Below are 23143 nucleotides of genomic sequence, written 5' to 3' on the forward strand. Positions count from 1 at the left end.
TTGGTCGTTTCGGTACCCCTCCCCCGTTCCCTTTGTTTGTTTCCCCCCCCCCCCCCCCCCCCCCCCCCCCCGGCAGCGCGCTCACCCCCCGACAGGCGCGGTACCGTTCCTCCGCGCGCCCGAGCGCACCGAGCGCCTGAACGCCCGAACGCCCTGGAGGCCCGCCCGATGCCCGTCGACCGCCCCGCCGACGGCACCGGGAACACCGGCCGCCCCGACTACGGCCGACTCGCCGCCGTCGGCCCGTACTTCGCGCTCGACACCCCCGCCACGCCCGGCGCGGGGCCGCCCCCGGGCTTCCGGCCGCTGCCCGAGCTGTACGGCGCCGGGCCGGACGCGCCGCTGGCCCTGCGGATCCGGGTGGTGGCGCAGCGGCTCGGCACCGCCGAGCCGCGGGTCGCCGCGTCGATCCTGCACCTCGGACTGGCCGCCCGTTTCTGGTCGGTGGGCCTCGGGGCGGCCGTCCTGCTGGGTACGGTCCCGACACTGGAGCACGCCTGGGTACGGATCCCGGATCAGGGGCCGCTCGACCTCTGGACGCCGCCGGAGCCCCCGCTCCCCGCTCCGTTCCCCACTTCGCTCCCGCTCGCCGACCAGCTGTACGAGGCTGTCCTGGTGGGCCAGTTGGAGCCGCTGGCGGCGGCGGTGCGGTCCGCCGTCCCGCTCTCCGCCCGGCTGCTGTCGGGCAACGCCGCCTCCGCCCTGGCCGGTACGCTGCGGGTCCTGGACGCCCACGCACCGGTCCCCGCAAGGGCGTTGGTGGCGGAGCTGCTCGCGCGCCCGCCACTGGCCGGTACCGGGACGCTACGGACCGGCCCGCGCGGCGCCGCCTTCCGGCGGACCAGCTGCTGCCTGTACTACCGGGTGGGGCCGGGCGCCGGGGTCTGCGGCGACTGCTGCTTCACCCGGCCGCCCGCACCAAGACGGGGCTGATACATCCAGGAGTGGAGGTCATGTCCGGACCACCTCCCGGTTCGCCGCCGCCGACGGCACCGCCGCCCGCCCCACCACCGGGCCTCCGGTCACCCGTCAGCCGTCAGCCGTCAGCCGTTCGTCCGCCAGCTGGAGGTGCCCCCGCACCAGGTGGTGCACGCAGGCGACGGTGTGCACCTCGGCGGCGGCCCGGGCCCCGGCCGCGTCGCCGGCCAGGACGGCGACCAGGATCTCCCGGTGCTGCTCGGCGAACCGTTCCTGGTCGGGGCCGTGCGGTGCGGGCAGCCAGAGCAGCGGCCCGAGTTCGGCCTGGAGCCGGACGGCGAGCCGGGTGAGGCGCACGGACTGGGCGGCGACGGCGAGTTCGATGTGGAAACGGGCGTCGGCGCGGCGCTGTTCGGCGGGCCCGGCGGCGTCGCGCAGGTCGTGCACCAGCCGGGTGAGCCGGGGTGCGAGGTCGACGGGGGCGCGTTCGGCGGCGAGCCGGGCGGCGGTGCCGGAGACGGCCAGTTCCTCGTCGCCGAGGTCACGCAGGTCGACGGTGGCGAGGTCGCGCAGCCGGGCGAGTTGGAGGCGCTCGGGGCCCTCGCCGGGGGTGCGGACGAAGCTGCCGCCGTTGCGGCCACGCCGGGTCTCGATCAGGTCGGCCTCGCGGAGCAGGGCGAGCGCCTCGCGGACGGTGCCGTTGGCGACGCCGAGCTGGTCGGCGAGGTCGTTCTCGCTGGGCAGTTGATCCCCGTCGGCGACCAGGCCGAGGGCGATCGCCTCGGTGATCCGGCGGGCCACGGCATCGGCGCGGCCGAGGTCGGTCAGCGGCGCGAGGACGGCGCTGAGCAGCGGGGTCGCGCTCCCGATCGTCGCCACGCCGACCCTCTCCTCGATCACCGTCGGACTGGGTGCTTCCGGCAGGGTACCTCCCGGTCGGGCACGCACCCTTGCCGCTAGAAACCCGATCTCGTATGTTTTCCCGCGATCCCGGTCCGAGCACCACCCCCCGGTAAGCCCTCACGCGTCACGCCACGTTCCCAAGAGCAGGAGCAGGTCATGACCGATGCCAGCGCACGTGCCACCTCCCCGACCGGCCCCCTCCCCCCTCAGGGCCCCGACCTCGGCGCCGATGCCGACGCCGCACGGCTGGCCGCCCTCGGCTACGCCTCCGAGTTCAAACGCGACATGAGCCTCTGGGCGAACTTCTCCCTCGGCTTCACCTACCTCTCCCCGGTCGTCGGCGTGTACACACTCTTCGCCTCCTCCCTCGCGACCGCCGGCCCGCCGATGGTGTGGAGCTTCCTGATCGCCGGGGTCGGCCAGTTGCTGGTGGCACTGGTGTTCAGCGAGGTGGTCGCCCAGTTCCCGGTGGCGGGCGGGGTGTACCCGTGGTCGCGCCGGCTCTGGGGCCGCACCTGGGGCTGGCTGACCGGCTGGGTGTACCTGCTGGCGCTGATGTCCACCATCGCCGCGGTCTCCTACGGCGCCGGCCCGTACGTGGCCGCGCTGCTGGGCGTCGAACCGAGCACCGCGACGACCGTCTGGTGCGCGCTCGGCCTGCTGCTGCTCGCCACCGTGATCAACCTGGGCGGCACCAAGGTGCTGTCGGCGGCGGCCGTGTTCGGCTTCGCCGCCGAGCTGCTGGGCGCCCTGGCGGTCGGCGCCTGGCTGCTGCTGACCCACCGCTACCACGGGCTCGGTGTGGTCTTCGACCGCTTCGGCGCGGGCGACGGCGGCTCGTACACCGACGCCTTCCTGGCCGCCGGACTGATCGCGGTCTTCCTCTTCTTCGGCTTCGAGGCGTGCGGCGACGTCGCCGAGGAGGTGCCGAACCCCGGTCGACAGATCCCCAAGTCGATGCGGCGCACCCTCTACGTCGGCGGCGCGGCGGCGATCGGCGTCAGCCTGGCGCTGGTGATGTCGATCCAGGACATCGGCGCGGTGGTCTCCGGCGACGACAAGGACCCGGTGGCCTCGGTGCTGCACGACGCGTTCGGCGCCACCGGCGCCCGGGTGGTGATCGGCGTGGTGCTGATCTCCTTCCTGTCCTGCGTGCTGAGCCTCCAGGCGGCGGCGAGCCGGCTGGCGTACTCCTTCGCCCGGGACCGGATGATCGCGGGCAGCCGGCTGCTCGCCACCGTCTCGGACCGCCTGCGGGTACCGCCGTACGCGCTGCTGCTCGCTGCGGCAGTGCCGGGCGTGATCATCGTCGGCGCCTCGGCGCTCTCCGAGGGCGCCCTGACGAAGATCATCTCCTTCTCCAGCATCGGCATCTACCTGGCCTTCCAGATGGTGGTGCTGGCCGCCCTGCGCGCCCGGCTGCGCGGCTGGCGCCCGAGCGGGGACTTCCGGCTCGGCCGCTGGGGCCTGGCGGTGAACATCGGCGCGCTGGTGTACGGGCTCGCCGCGATCGTCAACATCTGCTGGGGCCGCACCCCGGACGCCGCCTGGTACGACGACTACCTCGTGCTGCTCTCGGCCGTGGCGGTGCTCGCGGCCGGCGGGCTCTACCTGCTGCTGGCCCGCCCGCACCTGCGCGGCGACGCCCCGTCCGGCGACGCGACGGCCCCCGCCGGGGACGCCCGATGACCCTCACCCCTGGAGGAATCCCCGTCGCCGCCCTCGACCGCCTCCCGGACGACGGGCACCCCGAAGGCGCGCCATGAGCCCGGAGCCATGAGCCCGGAGCCACGGAACCCGGAGCCACGGAACCCGGAGCCACAGAGCTTGAGTCACGGAACCGGAGCCGCGAAACCGGCCCGCGTCCGGCTTGTCCAGAGCCGGGCGCGGGCCGCCGGTCCCCACCCGGTGCCGATGCCCTTGGCGGCGGGTGAAGCACTCGCGTGCGGTGCGGTCAGACCGCGACCGCCTCCGCCATCTCCCCCTCGGCCTCCACCGGGCTCTCCACCGCCCGGCGCCCGCGCCCCTCGTAGAGCGCGGCGGCCACCAGCGCGGCCCCGCCCAGCAGCAGCCAGACCACCAGGGTCACGACGTGCCCGCCGAGGCCCGCGCCGCCGTCGAAGTACAGGATGCTGCGCGCGCCCTCCAGGAAGCCGGCGCCGGTCCAGAAGCCGTGCAGCGCGCCGAAGAAGCCGTTCTGCAGCTCGGGCCGGAAGACGCCGCCGGAGCTGGTGAAGTTCAGCATCACGAACAGCACCATCAGGGCCAGGGTGGTCCACCTCTTCAGGAAGCTGTGCAGGCCGATGCCGATCAGGACGACGCCCGCCGAGTAGAGCCACCCGAGCGCCCACACCGCGGCCAGGTCGTGGTCGACCACGTGGAAGACCGGTCCGGCGGTGACGATCCCGATCACGCTCACCACCAGCGACACCGCCACGCCGACCAGCGCCCGGATCCGCATGCTCAGCCCGGCGCCGGCCGCGCCGATCACGGCGACGCTGGCGTAGGAGCCGATGCTCAGCGCGACCAGCAGGAAGAACAGGCCCTGGCCGGTCGGGTCGCCCTCGGCCGGGGTGGTGAGATCGGTGACGTGCAACGGCACGCCCTGCCGGTCGGTGACGTTGCTGAACACCGCCGTGGCGGCCACCGCCGAGGTGTCCGAGTTCCCCTTGGCGACGAGCAGTTCGGGGCTCCTGGCATCCGGGAGGAAGGCCCCCACCAGGTCGCGGTCGCGCAGCTGCTGCTCGGCGGTCGCCCGGTCTGGCAGGGTGCGGACGTCGACCGCCGCCCCGGCCTTGGCCTGGATCGCCTGTGCCAGGCCCTGCGCCTGCGGGGTGGTGCCGACCACGGCGACCTTCAGGTGGTGCGGCTCGGGCTGGTGGAAGGCGCCCTGGTAGGCGAGCGCCATGCCGAGGCACATCAGCAGCGGGGTGATCAGGTGGAGGGCGAGGTGCTTGAGCGAGTGCCCCAGGGCGGGCGCTGCGGCAGGGGTCTGGGATGTGCTCATGGCGTTCGTACCGTCCTCCGGTGGCGTCGAGTCAAGATAGGTGGCAAATACAACCATGAGGGGTGTCGAATGCGCCTACATCAGGTGGTAAATGCAACTATCTTGGATGTAGCTTACAACTATCTGACGCCGTTCGAAAGCCGGCCGCCCCAGCAGGGGACACGGCCGAGCGCTCAGGACAGCTCGAACACGCCGTACGAGAAGCCGTCCGCCCGCAGTTCCCCGTCCGCCACCCGCACGCCCCGCACCTCCAGCGGGCGCACCCCGCCGTGCTCCAGCCGCACCGCCCCCGGCTCCCGGCGCGGATTCACCGCCACCAGGTACCGTCCGGCCCGGGTGTACACCAGCGGGTACCCGGCGTGCCGGACCTCCACCCCGCCGGAGGCACCCAGCCCCGGATGCGCCCGGCGCAGCGCGATCAGCCGCCGGACGGTGTGCAGCAGCGACGTCGGATCGGCCCGCTGGGAGAGCACGTCCGGGCGCCGCGGGTCCGGGTCGACGGGCAGGTAGAGGCGCTCGGGCGACGCGCTGGAGAAGCCCGCCGTCGGCCCGGGCTCCCACTGCATCGGGGTCCGCGAGCCGGCCCGGTTGTACCGCGGGCCGAGCACGCTGCCCTCGACGTCGGGCAGTCCGGGCAGGTAGCGCATGCCGATCTCGTCGCCGTAGTAGACGGCCGGCAGGGTGGGCCAGGTGAGCAGGAACGCGAAGGCGGCGGCCAGTTGCCCGTCGGCGCGCGGGCCGGTGGCCAGCCGGGAGAAGTCGTGGTTGGCGGTGGGCAGGGCGATGTGGCCGACACCCCCGGTCGCTTCGGCGGCGGCGCGCCAGGCGTCCAGGAACACCTGCGGGGTGCCGCGCCCCTCGGCCTCGAAGTAGCACGGGCCCTGCTGCCAGAACTCCTCGACCGTGCCGGCGCCGTTGTTCCACAGCGAGCGCAACGCCAGGCCGTGGTCGGCACCGCCGAACTGCAGGAAGAAGTCCGCGTGGAAGCCCGCCGCGACGGCGGCCGCCGGATCGCCCCACTCGGCGAACAGCGCGGCCTGCGGGTGGGCGCGGTCCAGCCAGTCCCGCAGCCCGGTCCACAACTTGGCGGTCTCCACCAGGCCCGGGTCGTCCTTGACCAGCGAGGAGGCCATGTCGACCCGGAAGCCGGCCAGGCCGAGGCCGAGCCAGTGCGCCATGATGTCGCGCAGGGCCGCCCGGTTGGCGCGCGGGCCCTCGGCGTCCACCGGCTGGCGCCAGGGATCCTCGGAACTCGGGCGCGCGTAGCCGAAGTTGAGCGCGGGCTGGCAGTCGAAGAAGTTCGGCCGGTACCAGCCGGGGCGGCTACCGGGCGAGGCGACGAAGCCGTCCACCCGCTGGTCGGACCAGATGTACCGGTGGTCGGACGGGTCCTCGGCGGCGGCCAGGAACCAGGGGTGGCGGTCGGAGGTGTGGCCGGCGACCAGGTCGAGCAGGATCCGGATGCCCTTGCGGCGGGCGGCCTCGACCAGCGCGACCAGGTCCTCGGTGGCACCGTAGCGCGGGGCCGGGGCGAGGTAGTCGGCGACGTCGTAACCGGCGTCGCGGAACGGGGAGGCGAAGCAGGGGTTGAGCCAGACGGTGTCGACGCCGAGCCAGGCGAGGTGGTCGAGGTGCGCGGCGATGCCGGCGAAGTCGCCGATGCCGTCGCCGTCGGAGTCCGCGAAGCTCTGCGGGTAGATCTGGTACAGGACGGCGTCGGCCAGCCAGTCGGGGCCGGGGCGGGGCGGGGTCATGGGGTGGGTCCTCCTGCCGGATCCGGGGGCCGGGGCCAGGGCTGGGGCCGGGGCTGGGGAGCACGATTCTCGCCCATCCCCGGCCGCGCCGACAGCCCGCCGACAGCCCGCCGAGGCCGTCCCGACAACTCGCCGACCGACCGCCCCGGCACCCCGCCGCCCACCGGCCCCTCAGGCCCGCGCCACCGCGCACGCCGCGGTGAACGCCCGGGCCCGCCGGGTGATCTCCGCCCAGTCCCCCGCCGCGACCGCGTCCGGCGGCACCACGTCCGTGCCCGCGCAGACCGCGAGCGCGCCGTGCGCCAGGAAGTCGGCGGCGTTGCCCGCGTTCACCCCGCCGGAGGCCACCAGCGGGACGTCCGGGTACGGGCCGCGCAGGTCCTTGAAGTAGCCGGGGCCGAACGCCCGGGCCGGGAAGATCTTCACGGCGGCGGCCCCGAGGTCCACCGCCCGGGCCACCTCGGTCGGGGTGAGCGCCCCGAGCACCACCGGCACCCCGGCGGCCCGGGCGGCCTGCGCGACCTCGGGCCGGCAGCCGGGGGTGACCAGGAAGGACGCCCCGCTCGCGACCCCGCGCTCGGCCTGCTCGGCGGTCAGCACGGTGCCCACGCCGACCCGCCAGCCCGCGTCCGCGGCACGCCGCAGGTGCGTCGTCACCTCCGGTGTGGTGTAGGTGAATTCGGTCCAGTTGATGCCGCCGTCGGCGAGCGCGGCGCACAGCGCGGCCGCGTCCGGGATGCGGGGCGCGCGGACCACGGCGATCACCGGGTCGTCCCGCAGATCGGCGAGGGGGTTCACGGAGGGGGGATTCACAGGGATCTGGTTCCTCGGTCGGTGCGGCGCAGGGCGCGCCCGGGCCGGGCGCCCGTGGTGCGGCCCTGCCGGACGACGGCGGTGCCGTTGACGTACACGTGCTGGACGCCCTCGGCGGGCAGCCGGGGGTGCTCGAAGGTGGCGGCGTCCCGGACCTTCTCGGGGTCGAGGAGCACCAGGTCGGCGTGGTGGCCGGGGGCGATCAGGCCGCGCCGGTGCAGCCCGAGCCGGGCGGCGGGCCGACCGGTCATCCGGGCGATCGCCTCCTCCAGTGTCAGCACGCCCAACTCCCGGCTGTAGTGGCCGAGGTAGCGGGGGAAGGTGCCCCAGGCGCGCGGGTGCGGCCGGGCGCCGACCAGCAGTCCGTCGCTGCCGACGGTGTGCGCCGGGTGGCGCATGATCGCCCGGACGTTCTCCTCGTGCCCGACGTGCTGGAGGATCGTGGTGGCCAGTTCGTCGCGGCGCAGCAGGTCGAGGAAGACCTCCGTGCCGCTGCGGCCCCGCTCGGCGGCGAGTTCGGCGACGGTCCGGCCGACCGCCCGCGCCAGCTCGGCCGTCCGGACACCGGAGATCTGGATCGTCGCCCAGTCGGTGACGACGCCGTGGCAGCCGTCGCTGCCCTTCTCCTCCACCTCATACCGGATCCGCTCGCGGGCGGCCGGGTCGGCGAGCCGGGTGAGTGTCGCCGCCGGACCGCCCTCGGTGGCCCAACTGGGCAGCAGGGCGGCCAGGGTGGTGGAGCCCGGCAGGTAGGGGTAGCTGTCCAGGGTGAGGTCGACGCCGTCGGCGAGCGCCTGGTCGACCAGTTCCAGCAGTTCGCCGGCCCGGCCCCGGTTGACGCCGAAGTTCATCGTGGCGTGGGTCAGGTGCAGCGCGCAGCCGGTCCGCCGGGCGATCTCCACCATTTCCGCGTAGCCCTCCAACGCGCCCTCACCGTACGAGCGTTGGTGCGGGGCGTGGAAGCCGCCGTAGGCCGCTACCACGGTGCACAGCTCGACCAGCTCGGAGGTGTCCGCGTACATCCCGGGGGTGTAGCTGAGGCCGCTGGACATGCCGACCGCGCCGTCCAGCAGGCCCTGCGCCAACTCCTGGCGCATCCGGTCGAGTTCGGCCGGGGTGGGCGGCCGGTTGGCCCAGCCCATGGCGAGCATCCGCAGCGAGCCGTGCGGGACGAGGTAGCAGGCGTTGACGGCGACGCCGGTGCGGTCGATCCGGTCCAGGTAGCCCGCGACGCCGCGCCAGTCCCAGTCGAAGCCCTCCGGATCGCCGTTCCAGCCGGCCAGTTGGCGACGCAGCGCGGGCAGCGTGGCGTCGTCCACCGGGGCGTAGGACAGGCCGTCCTGGCCGAGGACCTCGCAGGTGACGCCCTGGGTGACCTTGGCCGGGTGCTCGGGTTCGAGCAGCAGGGCGAGGTCGGAGTGGGCGTGCATGTCGATGAAGCCGGGGGCGAGGACCAGCCCGTCGGCGTCCACCACCGTCGGCGCGTCGAGGCCGTGGCCGATCCCGGTGATCAGCCCGTCGGCGATCCGCACGTCCGCCCGGTAGCGGTCCGCGCCGGTGCCGTCGACGACGGTGGCGCCCCGGAAGACGGTGTCGGGCGCTCTGCCGCCCGCCATCAGAAGAACGTCCTGACCAGCCCGGTGACCTTCGGCTCGGCCGCGTCGGCGGAGTCCAGCACCGGGATCGCGGTCCACTTGTCGAAGGCCGTGCACGGGTGGGAGACGCCGAGCCGCAGCACCGCGCCGATCGGGGCGAGGTCGCCCGCGTCGCGCAGGAAGGCGTGCTGGTCGTTGAGTGCGGTGATCCGGGCCGCGGTGCCGGTCAACTCGGCGCCGCCGCGCACGCGTTGCGGCTCGGGCAGGCCCTCGTCGAAGGGCAGGTCGCGCTTGCCGGCGTCCAGCAGGGCCAGTTGCGGCTCGGGCCGGGACACCACCCGGGCCCAGCCGTGCAGCGCGCTGCGGAACGGCGTGGCGCCGGCACCCCGGACCAGCGGCGAGATGCCCCGGTAGAAGCCGTCGTCGTGGGCGATGTACGCGCCCGAGCGCAGGACCACGAGGGCGTCCGGCAGGCCTGCCAGTTCCTCGACGACCAGGTCGAAGTAGGCGCTGCCGCCGGCCGTCACGATCGGCCGGGCGTCGTCCGGGTAGGCGCGGGCGAGCCGGCCGTGCAGGTCGGCGAGCGCCTTGAGGTAGTCGCGGACGGTGGCCAGCCCGTCGGCGGTGGCGTCGTGGGCGAGCGCACCCTCGTAGCCGCCGACGCCCGCGAGGCGCAGGGTGGGGGCGCGCAGCACGGCGGCGGCGATCTCGACGGCCGCGTCCACGCCGCGGGCGCCGGTGCGCCCGCCGGGGCCGCCGAGTTCGACCAGGACCTCGACGGGCCGCTGGGCCCCGGCGGCGCGCAGCGCCTCGTCCATCAGCCGGACGCTCTCGGTGGAGTCCACCCAGGAGACGAAGGCGAACGCCGGGTCGGCGGCCAGTTCGGCGGCGAGCCAGGCCAGTCCGGCCGGGTCGAGCAGGGTGTTGGCGAGCAGGATCCGCTCGACTCCGAAGGCCCGGGCGACGCGCACCTGCGGCAGGTTGGCGAGGGTGATGCCGTGGCTGCCGGCGGCGAGCTGCGCCTGCCACAGGGCGGGCGCCATGGTGGTCTTGCCGTGCGGCACGAGCGCGACCCCGGCCTTGGCGCACCAGTCGGCCATGGTGCGGAGGTTGTGGTCGAGCGCGGCACCGTCCAGGGTGAGCAGCGGGGTGCCGAGCCCGGTGAGGGTGGGTCCGGTGGCCAGCCAGTCGCGGACGGAGTGCCCCCAAGCCTCCGGCGGGGCGGCCTTGAACCGCCAGTCGAGCGTCTCGTCGGCGAGGGCCGCCACCGCGCCGTCGTCGATGCCCGGCCCGGTGCCGATGCTTGCGAAGGTCTGCTCCACCGTCTTCCTCCATCTGCCGTGTTGCAACATGTGCAATGAGGGTTGCACATGTTGGCATGACGGTTCTAGCATCGGCGCCGGATCACGGTCAACGGAACGGCCGCCGCAGACGGAGGAGCCCAGCAGATGCCGCGACAGGACACCCCGGGCCCGGCCCGCCCCGGTCCTTCCCCGACGGCCGTGTGCGTGGGCGAGTCCATGGCGGTGCTGCTGCCGGACCGGCCGGGCCCGCTGGAGGCGGTGGAGAACTTCCGGTTGTCGGTCGGCGGCGCGGAGTCCAACGTGGCCGGCGCGCTGGCCGCGCTCGGCGTCCCGACCGCCTGGATCAGCCGGGTCGGCGACGACGGCTTCGGCCGCCGGCTGCTCGCCGAGGTCGCCGCCCGCGGCGTGGACGTCTCGGCGGTCGCCGTCGACCCGCACCGCCCCACCGGCCTGTACCTCAAGGAGGTCGGCGGCGCCACCGGCCACCACCACGACCTCGGCCCCGGCCGCAGCCGGCTGCACTACCACCGGCGCGGCTCCGCGGCCGCCGCGCTCTCCCCCGCCCTGCTGGCCGACCCGGCGGCCGTCCGGCTGCTGTCCGGCGCCCGCCTGCTGCACCTGTCCGGCATCACCGCCGCGCTCTCCGACGACTGCCTGGCGCTGCTGCGCGCCCTGCTCGCCGACCGCCGCCCGGAGCGGACCGTCAGCTTCGACCTCAACTGGCGCCCCGCGCTCTGGCACGACCGCGACCCGGCCGTCCTGCCGCCGCTGCTGGACGCCGCCGACCTGCTGCTGATCGGCGCCGACGAGGCCGAGGCCGCGTTCGGCACCGGGGAACCGGCCGCGCTGCGCCGCCGCTTCGCCTCCCCGGCCACCGTGGTGGTCAAGGACGCCGCCCGGCTGGTCACCGCCCTGGAGCGGGACGGCACGGCGGTGAGCGAACCGGCCCTGGCCGTCGAGGTGGTCGAGGCCACCGGCGCGGGCGACGCCTTCGCCGCCGGCTACCTGGCCGGCACCATCCGCGGCCTGGACCAGCGCCGCCGGCTGCGGCTCGGCCACCTGAGCGCCGCCTGCGCGCTGACCGCCCACGGCGACCAGGCCGAACTGCCGCCCGCCGCCGTGGTGGCCGCGCTGCTCGACGCCTCGCCCGCCGACTGGGCCGCCACCCGGGTCTCGGTGGAGGGCATCACCGGCCCGGCCGTCCCCGCGGACCGGTCCCGCGACACCCGGCGGGCCCGGGCACAATGAGCACGAACCCGAGCCCGAACGACCCCGGCGGAGCACGATGAGCCAGACCGTCACCCGCGCCCTGCGCCTGCTCGCCGAACTCGGCGAGGGCGAGCGCTCCCTCGACCAGCTGGCCGAGGTGCTCGGCGTCCACAAGACGACCGTGCTCCGACTGCTCCAGAGCCTGGAGGAGGAACGGTTCGTCTACCGTGACGCCGCCTACCGCTACCACCTGGGCGCCGGCCTGTTCGCCCTCTCCGGCCTCGCCCTGGAACAGCGCGGCGTCCGCCGGATCGCCGCCCCGCACCTGGCCGAGCTGAACGCCACCACCGGCCAGACCGTGCATCTGGCCGCGTACGAGGGCGGCGAGGTCGTCTACATCGACAAGTTCGACTCCCGGCACCCGGTCAGGATGTACTCCCGGATCGGCCTGCGCGCCGCCCTGCACAGCGCCGCCGTCTCCAAGGTGCTGCTGGCCGACCTGCCGCTGCCCGAACGCCGCCGGGTGGCCGCCGGGATCGACTTCACCCCGCACACACCCCGCACCCTCAGCACGCCCGAGGCGCTGCTCGCCGAGCTGGAGAAGGTCGCCGTCCAGGGCTGGGCGCAGGACCACGCCGAGCACGAGGCGTTCATCAACTGCGTGGCCGCACCGATCCGGGACGCCAGCGGCCGGGTCGTCGCCGCCGCGTCCATCTCGGTGCCGGACGTCGTCCTCCCCTACGAGCAGGTGCTGGACCTCCTCCCGCAGCTGCTCGCCACCACCCGCGCCATCTCGGCCGACTGCGGCCGCCCGGACCACAACTGATCAACCGTCAGACCGTAAGGAACCCCATGAACGAGCAGCACCCGACCAGCGGCAAGACCGAGGTCCGCACCGACGGCGCCCCCGCCCCCGCCTGGATGTTCTCCCAGGGCGTCCGCAAGGGCCCGATCCTCCAGGTCTCCGGCCAGGGCCCGCAGGACCCGGCGACCGGCGAGTACCTGTACCACGGCGACGTGAAGGCGCAGACCCGGCGCACGCTGGAGAACGTCAAGGCGATCGTCGAGGCCGGCGGGGCCACCATCGAGGACGTGGTGATGTTCCGGGTCTACCTCACCAAGCGGGCGGACTTCCCGCTGATGAACGAGGTGTACGCCGAGTTCATCGACGAGAACATCAAGCCCGGCGGCGTGAAGCCCTGCCGCACCACGATCTTCGTCGAGCTGCCGCAGGAGCCGATGCTGGTCGAGATCGACGCCCAGGCCGTCGTCGCCTGAGACACCGTCGAGCGGCCCGACCACCGCAAGGGCCCGGACGCGCACCAGGCGTCCGGGCCCTCCGCCGTCCCCCTCGCTCACCGCCCCGCGGGCACGCCCTGCTCGGCCGGGGCCCCCGAGCGCGCCACGACCCGCCCCTCGCCCGCCGCGCCGCGCCGGTCGAGCGCCGCCGCGAACACCGTCACACCGAGGGCGACCGCGGTGAGCAGCCCGCCCACCCAGTTCGGCGCGTCGTAGCCGAGGCCGCCGGAGATGACCAGCCCGCCGAGCCAGGCGGCCAGCGCGTTGCCCAGGTTGAACGCGGCGATGTTGGCGGCCGAGGCCAGCGTCGGCGCGCCCGCCGCCTGGTCCATGACCCGCTTCTGCAGCGGCGCGACGGTCGCGAAGCCGAACAGCCCGATCAGCGGGATGAGGACGATCGCGGCCGGCTTGCTGTGCGCGGCGAAGGTGAAGGCGAACAGCAGCACCGCGAGCACCGCGAGGATCACGGTGAGGCTGCGCATCAGCGCGCGGTCGGCGAACCAGCCGCCCAGCAGGTTGCCGACGAACAGGCCGACGCCGAACAGGAAGAGCAGCCAGGTGACGCTGCTCGGGGCGAAGCCGGCCAGTTCGGTCATCATCGGCGTGATGTAGGTGAACATCGCGAAGATGCCGCCCCAGCCGAGCACGGTCATGGCGAGCGCGAGCCAGAGCCGCAGGGTCCGGAAGACGGCCAGTTCGGGGCCGAGCCGGGCGGCGCCCGCCCGCGGCTGGACGGGCACCAGCGCCGCGATCCCGGCGAGGCCGAGCAGGCCGAGCCCGGCGACGACGTAGAACGTGGAGCGCCAGCCGAAGTGCTGGCCGAGCAGGGTGCCCATCGGGACGCCCAGCACGTTGGCGGCGGTGAGGCCGGTGAACATCAGGGCGATGGCGCCGGCCCGCTTGTGCGGGGCGACCAGGTCGGCGGCGACGACCGAGCCGATGCCGAAGAACGCGCCGTGCGCGAAGGCGCTGACGATCCGCCCGATCATCAGCAGCCCGAAGGCGGGGGCGACGGCCGCGATCAGGTTGCCCACCACGAACAGGCCCATCAGCGTCAGCAGCATGCCCTTGCGGGGGGCCCGGGTGCCGAGGATGGTGAGCAGCGGGCCGCCGACCACGACGCCGAGCGCGTAGCCGGAGATCAGCAGACCGGCGGTGGGGATGGAGACCGAGAAGTCGCCGGCGACCTCGGGCAGCAGGCCCATGATCACGAACTCGGTGGTGCCGATACCGAAGGCGCTGATCGCCAGCGCCAGGAGCGCGAGGGGCATGAGGGACCGCTTTCCAGAGAGAACCGTTGCGCATGCAACTACCAGCGTCGACAATACGAGACACCCGCAGGTACTTGCAAGCGCCACCTATCCCCGACGACAGCAATCCCGGCCACGCCACTTGCCACACCCTCGAGCGGAGATTAGGTTAGGCTCACCTAACTAACTGGAGGTCCGTCATGAGCCTGCCCGCCGGCGACGCCGAGGTGCCCGAACCCACCACCGCCGAGCGCGTCCAGAGCCTGCTCAGCGCGACCTCCTCGCTCACCGTCCGCGCCTGCGGCGAACACCACGACCTCGACACCCCGGTCTCCGTCCACGGCTCCCGGCTGCGCCTGCGCGCCCCGCTGGGCGACCCGCTCGCCACCGCCGCCGCCCGCGCCACCGACGGACTCGCCGTCGTCCTGGACGTCACCGACATCTCCCCCGTCGCCGTCCGCGACCGGATCCGCGCCCGCCTCACCCTGGCCGGCCGACTGCACCTGGCCCACCTCGCCGACGACGGCCTCAGCGTCCACCTGCGCGTGGACGTCGCCCACGCCGTCCTCGCCACCCCCTACGGCACCGGCGCGCTCACCGCTGGCGACCTCGCCCTCGCCACGCCCGACCCGCTGGCCCGTTACGAGGCCGCCATGCTCACCCACCTCGCCGACGACCACGCCGACGCCCTCGCCGTCCTCACCCGGCTGCTCGACCCGGACCTGCTCGCCCAGCACCCGGAGGTCCGCCCGCTCGCCCTGGACCGCCACGGCCTGGTCCTGCGCCTGGACCACCCGCACGGCCACCGCGACGTCCGCCTGGTCTTCCCCGAACCGGCCGCCGACACCGAGGACTTCGGGCAGCGGATGCACGAGCTGCTGACCGCCGCCCAGCACGGGCTGCCCGCCCACCGGCTCTGAACCGGCCCGCCGAAGCACACTGACGTATCGTCAACTCTCCCCGGACACACCCACCAAGGCCCGGAAACGACAGCGGCCGACCCGGCTCGCGAGAGAAGTCTCGCGAGCCGGGCCGGCCTGGGCGTGTCCCGCGCCCATGTCCACTGCTGCGGCGATCACCCGGTCGAGCGGTCACCCGACATGACCATCCCGGGCGGTCGATTCGCCCCGTAGCAGCGGTGGTTCCTCATCCGGTACATCCGGCAGATCCGGCACATCCGGTACATCCGGTACGGGTCAGAGCGCGACGCCGTGGGCCCGCAGGTAGGCGACCGGGTTGATGTCCGAGCCGTACTCCGAGCCGTTGCGGATCTCGAAGTGCAGGTGCGGGCCGGTCACGTTGCCGGTCGCGCCGGAGAGGCCGATCTGCTGTCCGGCCTTGACGGCCTGACCGATCTTCACCCCGATCGAGGAGAGGTGCGCGTACTCGGCGAAGTGGCCGTCGGCGAGCTTGATCTCGACCTCGTTGCCGTAGGCGCCGCCGTTGCCGGCCTTCACCACGACACCGTTGCCGACGGCGCGCAGCGGGGTGCCGGTGGAGGCGACGAAGTCCTGGCCGGTGTGGTGGCCGGAGGCCCACATCGAGCCTGCCACGCCGTACGCGGTGCCCAGCTTCGGGCCGGCCAGCGGGGCGACGAAGGCCGAAGCGGCGGCGACCGGCACGGCGGTGACCACGGCGGACGGCGCGGCGGTCTGCAGCTGGGTCTGGAGCTGGGCGGACGGCTTGGCCGCCTCGGTCCGGACCTCCGGCTGGGCCTGCGGCTTGGCGGCGGTGGTGGCCGGCGCGGCGTCCTGGGCGGACGGCTGGGCGGGCTTCGCCGGGGCAGCGGGCTTGGCCGGGGCGGCCTGGCCCGCGATCACGAGCCGCTGACCGGGGAAGATCAGGTCCGGGTTGCCGCCGACGACCTCACGGTTGTGGTCGTACAGCGCCTGCCAGCCGCCGTCGACGTGCTGGGCGTCGGCGATCCGGGACAGGGTGTCGCCGCTGACGACGCGGTAGCTCTCCTGCGACGAGGCCTGGGCCTGGTCGGCGGGAGCGGCGGCCGGGGCGGCGGTGACCGCGGCGGCCGGCGCGGGGTGGGCCTGGGCGCTCATCGCGGTGACGAGCGGCAGGGCGAAGGAGACACCGGTGACGGCGGTGGCGATCCCGATGCGGGCGGCGCGGGGCAGGGCGATACGACGAGCCTGTGCAGGCATGGAATTTTCCTCTCCGACGCCTGCGAGGTGAGCTGTCGGGTTCGGGCTGGAGTTGCCCGGCCGCACATGCGGCTTCACCCCTAGCCGGCCCTGGATCCGGGTACGCGAAAGCGTGCCGTTTCCGGTCCGGCGACTTACCTGTGGGTCCCCCGCTCCTGCCGTACAGAGTTCGGTGCGAGCCACCGGGCAGCGGCAGGATTCGGCGTTCCACCCGGTGGATCCGTCCGGACTGGCCGGGCGGTCGCTGAACTAAAACCCATCCGTTCGGGTGAAGCAATGTCGATCACTTGAACCGGCAACAACCCCCCGAGCTGCGGTGACCCTCCGAATGATCGGCTGCACCGTACGTGCACAATCCATTCACCCGGCGCCACTGATCCACGACGCTGCGCCGATTCCGCCACCGCTGCGCACCCGCCCGCTCACGCACCGCGCACCCACCGACACACCCCCCGGTGACCCTTGTCACGTACGCCCCACGGGCGCAGGATCGGCCCGTGGCCACCTCCGAAGCAGGAACACTGCGCCTGGGCACCTCGCGGGGACGCTGGGTCCTCCTCGCGACGGTGCTCGGCTCCAGCATGGCGATGCTCGACGGCACCGTGGTGAACGTCGCGCTGCCCCGCATCGGCACCGATCTCGGCGCCTCCCTCGCGTCCCTGCAGTGGACGCTCAACGCCTATCTGCTCACCCTGGCCGGACTGATCCTGCTCGGCGGCGCGCTCGGCGACCGGTACGGCCGGCGCCGGGTCTTCCTGATCGGCGTGCTCTGGTTCGCCGCCGCCTCCGCGGCCTGCGCCGCCGCCCCCACCATCCACGTGCTGATCGCCGCCCGCGCCGTCCAGGGCATCGGCGGGGCGCTGCTCACCCCCGGTTCGCTCGCCATGCTGCAAGCCGTCTTCCACCCGGACGACCGCTCGGCGGCGGTCGGCCTGTGGTCGGGCCTCGGCGGGGTGTCGGCCGCGGTCGGCCCCTTCCTCGGCGGCTGGCTGGTGGACGGCCCCGGCTGGCGGTGGATCTTCCTGCTGAACCTTCCGCTCGCGGCCGCCGTGGTCGCGGTCACCTCCCGGTTCGTCCCCGAGAGCCGGAACGAGAGCGCCGTCGGCCGCTTCGACGTCCCCGGCGCGCTGCTCGCCGCGCTCGCCCTCGGCGCGATCACCTACGCGCTGACCGCCGCCGGGGAGGGCCTGTCCCCCGCGGTCTGGCTCACCGGCGCGATCGGCCTGCTGCTCGGCGCTGCCTTCATCGCGGTCGAGCGCCGCGCCGCCGAGCCGATGCTGCCGCTCGGCCTCTTCTCCTCCCGGCTGTTCACCGCCGTCAACCTGGTCACCCTCTGCGTCTACGCGGCGTTCAGCGGGGTGTTCTTCCTGCTGGTGGTGCAGTTGCAGATCGTCTCCGGCTTCTCCCCGCTGGTCTCCGGCCTCGCCCTGGTCCCGATCACCGTGCTGATGCTGACCCTGTCGGCGCGCGCCGGGCGGCTGGGCAAGCGGATCGGCCCCCGGATCCCGCTCACCGTCGGTCCGCTGCTGTGCGCCGCCGGGGTGCTGCTGATGCTGCGCACCGGCCCCGGCTCCTCCTACTGGGCGGACGTGCTGCCCGCCGTCACGGTGCTGGGCTGCGGGATGACCCTGTTGGTCGCGCCGCTGACGGCGACGGTGCTGGCCGCCGTCGAGGTCCGGCACGCGGGCATCGCCAGCGGCGTCAACAACGCCGCCGCCCGCGCGGCCGGGCTGCTCGCGGTCGCCGCGCTGCCCTCGCTCGCCGGGCTGAGCGGCGACGCCTACCGGGTGCCGTCCGCGGTGGACTCGGCCTTCCGCACCGCGATGCTGATCTGCGCCGGGCTGCTGGTCACCGGCGGGCTGACGGCCTTCGCCACCGTCCGCGGCAACGTGCTCGCGCCGGTGGACCGCCCGGTGGCCGAGCCGGACTGCGAGTGGGCCTGCGGCACCACCCCGCCGCTCGACCCGGGCCACGTCCACACGGACGAGGGCCCCGCCACCGGATCGGCGGCAGGGCCCTCAGCCAGCTGACGAATCGTCAGAGGATGTCACCGGGCGCGTACTTGGCGGCCTCCGGGTAGGCGGCGGCGACGGCCTCCACCTGGCGGACCACCTCGGCGACCTGGGCACCGGCCGCACCGGTGAAGGAGAGCCGGTCGGCCAGCAGCGCGTCCAGCCCGGCCCGGTCCAGCGGGATCCGCTCGTCGGCGGCCAGCCGGTCCAGCAGCTCGTTCTCGCGGGCGCCCGCACGCATCGCCAGCGCGGAGGCGACGGCGTGCTCCTTGATGACCTCGTGCCCGGTCTCCCGGCCGACGCCCGCGCGCACCGCGCCCATCAGCACCTTGGTGGTGGCGAGGAACGGCAGGTAGCGGTCCAGCTCGGCCTCGATCACGGCGGGGAAGGCGCCGAACTCGTCGAGGACGGTCAGGAAGGTCTCCAGCAGGCCGTCGAAGGCGAAGAAGGCGTCCGGCAGCGCGACCCGGCGCACCACTGAGCAGGAGACGTCACCCTCGTTCCACTGGTCGCCGGCCAGCTCGCCGGTCATCGAGGCGTAGCCGCGCAGGATGACGGCCAGGCCGTTGACGCGCTCGCAGGAGCGGGTGTTCATCTTGTGCGGCATCGCCGAGGAGCCGACCTGGCCCTCCTTGAAGCCCTCCGTGACCAGCTCGTGGCCGGCCATCAGACGGATGGTCTTGGCCAGACTGGACGGCGCGGCGGCCAGCTGGACGAGGGCGGTGAGCACCTCGAAGTCCAGCGAGCGCGGGTAGACCTGGCCGACGCTGATCAGCACGTTCTCGAAGCCGAGGTGCCCGGCGACCCGGCGCTCCAGCTCGGCGAGCTTGTCGGTGTCGCCACCGAGCAGGTCCAGCATGTCCTGGGCGGTGCCGACCGGGCCCTTGATCCCGCGCAGCGGGTAGCGGGCGATCAGCTCCTCCAGGCGACGGAAGGCGACCAGCAGCTCGTCGGTGATCGACGCGAAGCGCTTGCCCAGGGTGGTGGCCTGCGCGGCCACGTTGTGCGAGCGGCCGGCCATGACCAGCTCGGAGTGCTGGGCGGCCAGGCGGGCCAGCCGGACCAGCACGGCCACCGTGCGGTCGCGCACGTGCTCCAGCGACTGGCGGATCTGCAGCTGCTCGACGTTCTCGGTCAGATCCCGGGAGGTCATGCCCTTGTGGATCTGCTCGTGGCCGGCGAGCTCGCTGAACTCCTCGATCCGGGCCTTCACGTCGTGGCGGGTGACCCGCTCACGGGCGGCGATCGAGCCGAGGTCGACCTGGTCGATCACCCGCTCGTAGTCGGCGACGGCGTTCGCCGGTACCTCGACACCGAGGTCCTGCTGGGCCTTCAGGACGGCGAGCCACAGGTGGCGCTCAAGGACCACCTTGTGCTCGGGGGACCACAGCTGGGCCAGGGTCGCCGAGGCGTACCGGGAGGCCAGGACATTGGGGATCTGGGGCTTCGCGCTCACGCTTCGCAAGCCTAACAGCCGAGGTCAGCCGGAACGTCGGCGCATCGGGCGGCTCCGGCCCGGGCCGGAGCGGACGGCTCCGACCGGGCCCGCCCGACGGTTCCCGCCGGGCGCGGGGCGGCCCGCTGCCGGGCGGCCTACTGGGCGGCGCCGGACCTGCCGGCCAGTACCGGCAGGACCTGCGCGCAGATCGAGTGCAGCGCGATCCGCTGCTCGTCGGTCATCGCCTCGAACGCCTGGTGCGTGCGGGCCATCTCGCCGCGGATGCGGTTCAGGATCTCCCGGCCCTCGTCCGTGATCACGACGATCTTCACCCGGCGGTCGCCAGCGGCGGCCTCCCGGTGGGCCAGGCGCAGCGACTCCAGCCGGTCCACGATCCCGGTGACGTTGGACGCGTCGCAGCCCAGCCGTCCGGCCAGCGCCCGCATCGGCACCGGCTCCTGCACCGCGCCGAGCGCCTTGGCCTGCGAGGAGGAGAGCCCGTGCCGGGCCGCGGCCGCCGCGAAGTCCTGGAAATACGCGGCGCCGACGGCGGCCAACGCTTCCATCAACTCGGCGTTGGTCGGTACGGTCGTCGTCGCTGTCGAACCCATGGGGTCAGCGTACGGCCAAGTGCTTCAGCAACTCAAGCTTTGACCACGGCAACCGTCGACGGCTTGACCGGAACTGCAGCATCGGCCGGTCGACGAAGCCTCCGGCCGGTCGACAGAGCTTAGAGCACCAGCTGATCGAACAGGTGCCGCAGCTCCGGGTCCGGGTCCGCGGTCAGCCCGGTGTGCACCGGCCCCGGCTGGACGATCGCGCTGCGCGGAGCGGTCAGCCAGCGGAACCGCTGCCCCGGGCTGTCCCCCGCCGCCGGGCCGGCCTCCGGCCCCCCGGCGCAGACCGCCTCGATCCCGTGCAGCGCCCGCCGCACCCCGTTCACGTCCGCCACCGGGTCGAGCGCCAGCAGCCGGGCCTGGTCCAGGTGCGTGCGCGCGGCCAGGTACCCGTTCTGGCGGCAGTACAGCAGCACCCCGACGTTGACGCACTCGCCGCGTTCCACCCGCGGCACCGCGCGGATCACGGCGTACTCGTAGTCGTGCAGCTCGACGGCGGCCGGCAGCGCGGGCGTCCTCGGCTCGGTCATGCGGGCACCTCCGGCAGCCAGTCGCGCGGACCGGCCAGTCGGCCGGTCAGCTGGGCGCGGTACGCGGCGCGCACCGCCTCGGGCGAGTCGAAGCCGGGCTCGTCCAGCAGCCAGACCTCCGGGATCCTCGCCACCGCGCCCTCGATCGCGGCCTCCGCGAGCGGTGCGAGCGCCTTGTCGGCGGCCGTCAGGTCCGGCCGGGCCCGCAGCAGCGCGTGGTCGGAGGCGTCGTACGGGCGGCGCACCCAGGCGGCGGCGCCCGCCCAGTGGTGGTGGAAGATCAGGCTCGCGCCGTGGTCGATCAGCCGCAGCCCGCCGGTCGCCACCAGCAGGTTGGGGTTGCGCCAGGAGCGGTCGACGTTGCCGATCAGCGCGTCGAACCAGAGCACCTGGCCGGCCAGCTCCGGATCCACCTCGAAGCAGAGCGGGTCGAAGTTGAGCGCGCCGCTGACGAAGGCCATCCCGAGGTTGGTCCCGCCACTGGCCCGCATCTGGTCCTGGACCTGCTGGTCCGGCTCGCTGCGGGCCAGCACCGGATCCAGGTCGACCGTCACCAGCTCCGGCACCGGCAGCCCGAGCCGCCGGCCCAACTCCCCGGCCAGCACCTCCGCCACCAACGCCTTCCGGCCCTGCGCCGCGCCGACCCATTTCAGCGCGTACAGCCGCCGGTCGTCGGCCTCGACCAGGCCCGGCATCGAGCCGCCTTCTCGCAGTGGCGTCACATAACGGACCGCCGTCACCTCGGGGAGCACGCCCGACAGCCTATCGGTGCCGACCCGTCACCTCCTCCCCTCCGTACGCCCCGTCCCACCCCTCCACCATCCGCCCCACCCCGGTGGCAGCCCCCGCTGCTCCGTGCGAGTGTGGCGGACAGCAATGGGGACCTTCGCGGTTACGACCTGCACGGCAAAGGGATGAGCGATGGAACGACCTCGGATCCTGATCGTGGGCGGCGGCTTCGCCGGCCTGGAGTGCGCCCGTCGACTCGAACGCAAGCTCGCGCCGTCGGAGGCCGAGATCTCGCTGGTCACACCGTTCAGCTACCAGCTCTACCTGCCCCTGCTGCCGCACGTCGCGGCCGGCGTGCTGACCCCGCAGTCGGTCGCGGTCTCCCTGCGCCGCACGCTGCGCCGCACCCACATCGTTCCGGGCGGCGCGATCGGCGTGGACCCGGCCTCCAAGGTGTGCGTGGTCCGCAAGATCACCGACGAGGTGGTGGCGCAGAAGTACGACTACCTGGTCCTCGCCCCCGGCAGCGTCACCCGCACCTTCGACATCCCCGGCCTGACCGACTACGCCCGCGGGATGAAGACGCTCGCCGAGGCGGCCTACGTCCGCGACCACGTGATCGCCCAACTCGACCTCGCCTCGGCCACCCTGGACCAGCGGGAGCGCGAGTCCCGGCTCCAGTTCGTGGTCGTCGGCGGCGGCTACGCGGGCACCGAGACGGCCGCCTGCTTGCAACGCCTGACCACCGCCGCGTCCCACCGCTACCCGCGCCTGGACGCCCGGCAGATCAAGTGGCACCTGATCGACATCGCCCCGAAGCTGATGCCGGAGCTGGGCGACGCGCTGGGCCTGGCCGCTCTGGAGGTGCTGCGCGGCCGCGGGATCGAGGTGTCGCTGGGCGTCTCGGTGGCCGAAGTCGGCGCCGAGTCGGTCAAGTTCACCGACGGCCGAGTACTGCCCTGCCGCACGCTGATCTGGACCGCCGGGGTGGCCGCGAGCCCGCTGATCGGCACGCTGGACGCGGAGACGGTCCGCGGCCGGCTCGCGGTGACGGCGGAGATGCGGGTGCCGCAGTTCGAGAGCGTGTTCGCGCTGGGCGACGCGGCCGCCGTGCCGGACCTCGCCAAGGGCGACGGCGCGGTCTGCCCGCCGACCGCCCAGCACTCCGCCCGGCAGGGCCGCGTGGTGGCCGGCAACGTGATCGCCGCGCTCCGCAACCAGCCTCTGGAGCCCTACTACCACAAGGACTTGGGCCTGGTGGTCGACCTGGGTGGCAAGGACGCGGTGTCCAAGCCGCTCGGCGTGGAACTGCACGGAGTGCCGGCCCAGCTGGTGGCCCGCGGCTACCACCTGATGGCGATGCGCACCAACGCGGCCAAGTTCCGGGTGGGCGCCAACTGGCTGCTCAACGCGACCGCCGGGGACGACTTCGTCCGGACCGGCTTCCTCGCCCGCCAGCCCGCCCGGATGCGCGATTTCGAGTACACCGACTCCTACTTGACGAAGGATCAGGTCAGGGCGCACGCCCAGGCGCTGCTCGCCAAGGGCTGAGCCGCCCGGCGCCCGCCTCCGGAAACCGATCCGGAAACGGGCACCGGGCATCGCGTCA

The 23143-nt window shown here is 74.0% G+C and carries 20 protein-coding genes and 1 riboswitch; of the genes, 8 read left to right on the forward strand and 12 right to left on the reverse strand.

Annotated elements, in window-relative coordinates:
• The first annotated feature begins 168 nt into the window (after positions 1-168).
• Positions 169-933: a (2Fe-2S)-binding protein gene (locus tag AC07BF_RS17925; protein WP_400811847.1), complete on the forward strand. Its 765-nt coding sequence runs from the start codon at positions 169-171 to the stop codon at positions 931-933.
• Between the two features lie 96 nt (positions 934-1029).
• Here the strand turns inward: AC07BF_RS17925 and AC07BF_RS17930 are convergent, their stop codons facing one another.
• Positions 1030-1797, reverse strand: coding sequence for a FadR/GntR family transcriptional regulator (locus tag AC07BF_RS17930; RefSeq protein WP_363585278.1), 768 nt, complete (start codon positions 1795-1797; stop codon positions 1030-1032).
• 180 nt (positions 1798-1977) lie between these two features.
• On the opposite strand from AC07BF_RS17930, the gene AC07BF_RS17935 reads away from it, so the two are divergent.
• Entirely contained in the window at positions 1978-3510 is a 1533-nt protein-coding gene (locus AC07BF_RS17935) for an APC family permease (RefSeq protein ID WP_363585279.1), read from the forward strand.
• A 265-nt stretch (positions 3511-3775) separates the two neighbouring features.
• Here AC07BF_RS17935 and AC07BF_RS17940 read toward each other — a convergent pair whose 3' ends face one another.
• The 5 genes from AC07BF_RS17940 to AC07BF_RS17960 all read right to left on the reverse strand — a co-directional run bounded on the left by AC07BF_RS17940 (position 3776) and on the right by AC07BF_RS17960 (position 10312).
• Positions 3776-4828 (reverse strand): ABC transporter permease, encoded by a 1053-nt coding sequence (locus tag AC07BF_RS17940; RefSeq protein ID WP_363585280.1) that lies wholly within the window; start codon positions 4826-4828, stop codon positions 3776-3778.
• A gap of 173 nt (positions 4829-5001) precedes the next feature.
• Entirely contained in the window at positions 5002-6582 is a 1581-nt protein-coding gene (locus AC07BF_RS17945) for an alpha-amylase family glycosyl hydrolase (RefSeq protein WP_363585281.1), read from the reverse strand.
• A gap of 171 nt (positions 6583-6753) precedes the next feature.
• A complete protein-coding gene (locus tag AC07BF_RS17950) occupies positions 6754-7395 on the reverse strand; it encodes a bifunctional 4-hydroxy-2-oxoglutarate aldolase/2-dehydro-3-deoxy-phosphogluconate aldolase (protein WP_208869124.1) in 642 nt (213 codons plus the stop codon).
• Positions 7392-9011 (reverse strand): N-acyl-D-amino-acid deacylase family protein, encoded by a 1620-nt coding sequence (locus AC07BF_RS17955; protein WP_363585282.1) that lies wholly within the window; start codon positions 9009-9011, stop codon positions 7392-7394. The genes AC07BF_RS17950 and AC07BF_RS17955 overlap by 4 nt, the downstream gene beginning before the upstream one ends.
• On the reverse strand, positions 9011-10312 hold the full coding sequence (locus AC07BF_RS17960) for a type III PLP-dependent enzyme domain-containing protein (RefSeq protein ID WP_363585283.1): 1302 nt from the start codon (positions 10310-10312) through the stop codon (positions 9011-9013). The genes AC07BF_RS17955 and AC07BF_RS17960 overlap by 1 nt, the downstream gene beginning before the upstream one ends.
• 126 nt (positions 10313-10438) lie before the next feature.
• Here AC07BF_RS17960 and AC07BF_RS17965 point away from each other — a divergent pair, with 126 nt between their 5' ends.
• Genes AC07BF_RS17965 through AC07BF_RS17975 form a run of 3 tightly spaced genes read left to right on the forward strand, consistent with a single transcriptional unit; the run spans position 10439 to position 12781 of the window.
• Positions 10439-11542, forward strand: a complete 1104-nt coding sequence (locus AC07BF_RS17965; protein ID WP_363631908.1) for a sugar kinase — start codon at positions 10439-10441, stop codon at positions 11540-11542.
• A gap of 37 nt (positions 11543-11579) precedes the next feature.
• Positions 11580-12329, forward strand: coding sequence for an IclR family transcriptional regulator (locus AC07BF_RS17970; RefSeq protein WP_063350228.1), 750 nt, complete (start codon positions 11580-11582; stop codon positions 12327-12329).
• A 26-nt stretch (positions 12330-12355) separates the two neighbouring features.
• Positions 12356-12781 carry a RidA family protein gene (locus tag AC07BF_RS17975; protein ID WP_363585285.1) on the forward strand — a complete coding sequence of 142 codons (426 nt, stop codon included), beginning with the start codon at positions 12356-12358 and terminating at the stop codon, positions 12779-12781.
• A 77-nt stretch (positions 12782-12858) separates the two neighbouring features.
• On the opposite strand, the gene AC07BF_RS17980 is transcribed toward AC07BF_RS17975, so the two are convergent.
• Entirely contained in the window at positions 12859-14073 is a 1215-nt protein-coding gene (locus tag AC07BF_RS17980; RefSeq protein WP_363585286.1) for an MFS transporter, read from the reverse strand.
• Positions 14074-14252: 179 nt separating this feature from the next.
• Between AC07BF_RS17980 and AC07BF_RS17985 the strand changes: the two genes are divergently transcribed.
• A complete protein-coding gene (locus tag AC07BF_RS17985) occupies positions 14253-14972 on the forward strand; it encodes a DUF2470 domain-containing protein (RefSeq protein ID WP_363585287.1) in 720 nt (239 codons plus the stop codon).
• Positions 14973-15248: 276 nt separating this feature from the next.
• Here AC07BF_RS17985 and AC07BF_RS17990 read toward each other — a convergent pair whose 3' ends face one another.
• A complete protein-coding gene (locus AC07BF_RS17990; protein WP_363585288.1) occupies positions 15249-16208 on the reverse strand; it encodes a M23 family metallopeptidase in 960 nt (319 codons plus the stop codon).
• Between the two features lie 2 nt (positions 16209-16210).
• Positions 16211-16393, reverse strand: a riboswitch (cyclic di-AMP (ydaO/yuaA leader).
• 312 nt (positions 16394-16705) lie between these two features.
• Between AC07BF_RS17990 and AC07BF_RS17995 the strand changes: the two genes are divergently transcribed.
• Positions 16706-18238, forward strand: a complete 1533-nt coding sequence (locus AC07BF_RS17995) for an MFS transporter (protein ID WP_363585289.1) — start codon at positions 16706-16708, stop codon at positions 18236-18238.
• Between the two features lie 7 nt (positions 18239-18245).
• On the opposite strand, the gene purB is transcribed toward AC07BF_RS17995, so the two are convergent.
• From purB to AC07BF_RS18015, 4 genes are all read right to left on the reverse strand, one after another.
• Entirely contained in the window at positions 18246-19676 is a 1431-nt protein-coding gene (gene purB / locus AC07BF_RS18000) for an adenylosuccinate lyase (RefSeq protein ID WP_363585290.1), read from the reverse strand.
• A gap of 137 nt (positions 19677-19813) precedes the next feature.
• Positions 19814-20269, reverse strand: coding sequence for a MarR family winged helix-turn-helix transcriptional regulator (locus AC07BF_RS18005; RefSeq protein ID WP_363585291.1), 456 nt, complete (start codon positions 20267-20269; stop codon positions 19814-19816).
• Between the two features lie 119 nt (positions 20270-20388).
• Positions 20389-20805, reverse strand: coding sequence for a DUF3037 domain-containing protein (locus AC07BF_RS18010; protein WP_363585292.1), 417 nt, complete (start codon positions 20803-20805; stop codon positions 20389-20391).
• Positions 20802-21557: a HipA family kinase gene (locus tag AC07BF_RS18015; RefSeq protein ID WP_079136059.1), complete on the reverse strand. Its 756-nt coding sequence runs from the start codon at positions 21555-21557 to the stop codon at positions 20802-20804. Before AC07BF_RS18015 ends, AC07BF_RS18010 begins: the two co-directional genes overlap by 4 nt.
• Positions 21558-21726: 169 nt before the next feature.
• On the opposite strand from AC07BF_RS18015, the gene AC07BF_RS18020 reads away from it, so the two are divergent.
• Positions 21727-23085, forward strand: coding sequence for an NAD(P)/FAD-dependent oxidoreductase (locus AC07BF_RS18020; RefSeq protein WP_363585293.1), 1359 nt, complete (start codon positions 21727-21729; stop codon positions 23083-23085).
• The last annotated feature ends 58 nt before the right edge of the window (positions 23086-23143 follow it).

The sequence above is a fragment of the Kitasatospora sp. NPDC043950 genome, assembly GCF_056435345.1.

Excerpts from the sequence above, each read along its gene's own strand:
- AC07BF_RS17945 (WP_363585281.1), bottom strand. The coding sequence starts at position 6,582 with ATGACCCCGCCCCGCCCCGGCCCCGACTGGCTGGCCGACGCCGTCCTG.
- AC07BF_RS18020 (WP_363585293.1), top strand. The coding sequence starts at position 21,727 with ATGGAACGACCTCGGATCCTGATCGTGGGCGGCGGCTTCGCCGGCCTG.
- AC07BF_RS17980 (WP_363585286.1), bottom strand. The coding sequence starts at position 14,073 with ATGCCCCTCGCGCTCCTGGCGCTGGCGATCAGCGCCTTCGGTATCGGC.
- AC07BF_RS17935 (WP_363585279.1), top strand. The coding sequence starts at position 1,978 with ATGACCGATGCCAGCGCACGTGCCACCTCCCCGACCGGCCCCCTCCCC.
- AC07BF_RS17925 (WP_400811847.1), top strand. The coding sequence starts at position 169 with ATGCCCGTCGACCGCCCCGCCGACGGCACCGGGAACACCGGCCGCCCC.
- AC07BF_RS18010 (WP_363585292.1), bottom strand. The coding sequence starts at position 20,805 with ATGACCGAGCCGAGGACGCCCGCGCTGCCGGCCGCCGTCGAGCTGCAC.
- AC07BF_RS18005 (WP_363585291.1), bottom strand. The coding sequence starts at position 20,269 with ATGGGTTCGACAGCGACGACGACCGTACCGACCAACGCCGAGTTGATG.
- AC07BF_RS17965 (WP_363631908.1), top strand. The coding sequence starts at position 10,439 with ATGCCGCGACAGGACACCCCGGGCCCGGCCCGCCCCGGTCCTTCCCCG.
- AC07BF_RS17975 (WP_363585285.1), top strand. The coding sequence starts at position 12,356 with ATGAACGAGCAGCACCCGACCAGCGGCAAGACCGAGGTCCGCACCGAC.
- AC07BF_RS17985 (WP_363585287.1), top strand. The coding sequence starts at position 14,253 with ATGAGCCTGCCCGCCGGCGACGCCGAGGTGCCCGAACCCACCACCGCC.
- AC07BF_RS17940 (WP_363585280.1), bottom strand. The coding sequence starts at position 4,828 with ATGAGCACATCCCAGACCCCTGCCGCAGCGCCCGCCCTGGGGCACTCG.
- AC07BF_RS17990 (WP_363585288.1), bottom strand. The coding sequence starts at position 16,208 with ATGCCTGCACAGGCTCGTCGTATCGCCCTGCCCCGCGCCGCCCGCATC.
- AC07BF_RS17955 (WP_363585282.1), bottom strand. The coding sequence starts at position 9,011 with ATGGCGGGCGGCAGAGCGCCCGACACCGTCTTCCGGGGCGCCACCGTC.
- AC07BF_RS17970 (WP_063350228.1), top strand. The coding sequence starts at position 11,580 with ATGAGCCAGACCGTCACCCGCGCCCTGCGCCTGCTCGCCGAACTCGGC.